1 protein-coding gene is annotated in these 1,438 nt (G+C 70.6%); it reads right to left on the bottom strand.

Annotation, left to right across the window (positions count from 1 at the left end):
- The coding region (locus ABZZ17_RS40000; RefSeq protein ID WP_356884308.1) for a non-ribosomal peptide synthetase at positions 1 to 1,438 on the bottom strand (1,438 nt) is incomplete at both ends.

The raw sequence follows: 1,438 nt of genomic DNA, 5'->3' as shown, positions 1-1,438 counted from the left end.
CCCGGCTCACCAACTGGATCGACACGATGCTGTCGCCACCCAGCTCGAAGAAACTGTCCTCCACCGACACCGACCCCAAACCCAACAACTCGGCGAAGATCCCGCAGAGGATCTCCTCGTGGTCGGTGCGGGGGGCACGGCCCTGGCCCGCACCGGCGTAGTCGGGTGCGGGAAGTTGCTTGCGGTCGAGCTTTCCGTTGACCGTGAGCGGGAGGGCTTCCAGGGCCACGAACGCCGCCGGGACCATGTAGTCCGGGAGGACCGCGCCGATGTGGGCGCGCAGCGCGTCCGTGTCCAGGACCGCGCCGGGAGACAGGACCACATAGGCGGCCAGACGCTTGATGCCGGGCTGGTCCTCACGCACGACCACCACGGCCCGCGCGACCGAGGCATGCCCGGCCAGCACCGTCTCGACCTCACCCAGCTCGATCCGGAACCCACGCACCTTCACCTGGTCATCCGACCGGCCCAGATACGCCAGCTGACCGTCGCGGGTCCAGCGCACCACATCACCCGTCCGGTACATCCGCGTACCAGACGGACCGTACGGATCGGCGACGAAGCGTTCGGCGGTCAGACCCGGCCGGCCGAGGTACCCGCGGGCCAGACCCGCCCCCGCGAGGTACAGCTCTCCCGCGACACCCGGAGCCACCGGCCGCAGCGCCTCGTCCAGCACATACGTACGCGTCCCCGGCACCGGCGTCCCCATCGAGGGAACACCGCCACCCGAAACCAGCGCGGACGAGGTCGTCGCCACCACCGTGGACTCCGTCGGACCGTACGCGTTGACCATCCGACGGCCCGGAGCCCACCGGTCCACCAGCTCCGCCGACGTGGCATCACCACCCACGACCAGCGAACGCAACAACGGGAACTCACCCACCGGAACACTCGCCAGCGCCGCCGGCGGAATCAGCGCATGCGTCACGCCCGCATCCACCAGCACCCCGCCCAGCACCTCACCCGCCAGCGGACCCGCCGGCGGCACCACCAGCGCCGCACCCACGGCGAACGCCATCACCAGCTCCAGCACCGAAGCGTCGAAACTCGGCGACGCGAACTGCAGCACCCGGCTGCCCGCGTCCACACCGAACCGCTCCACCTGTGCCCGCGCGAAACTCGCCAGACCCCCGTGCCCGACCACCACACCCTTCGGACGCCCCGTCGAACCCGACGTGTAGATCACGTACGCAGGGTGGTCGAAGGCGACCGGGACACAGGGACGCGCGGAGGACTCCCGCGCGGTGTCGGGGAGTTCACGCAGGACGAGTACCGGGCGGGCGTCGGCCAGCATGTAGTCGATGCGCTCGGCCGGATACTCCGGATCCACCGGCAGGTACGCGCCACCCGCCTTCAGGACCGCCAGCTGCGCCACCACGATGTCCACCGAACGCGGCAGCACCAACGCCACCACACCCTCCGGACCCACACCCCGGCC

This window comes from Streptomyces sp. NPDC006512, from assembly GCF_040611935.1.
Classification (GTDB): domain Bacteria; phylum Actinomycetota; class Actinomycetes; order Streptomycetales; family Streptomycetaceae; genus Streptomyces.
The sequence above is the reverse complement of the archived record's forward strand: the minus strand, read 5'-3'. Positions and strand labels throughout refer to the sequence as shown.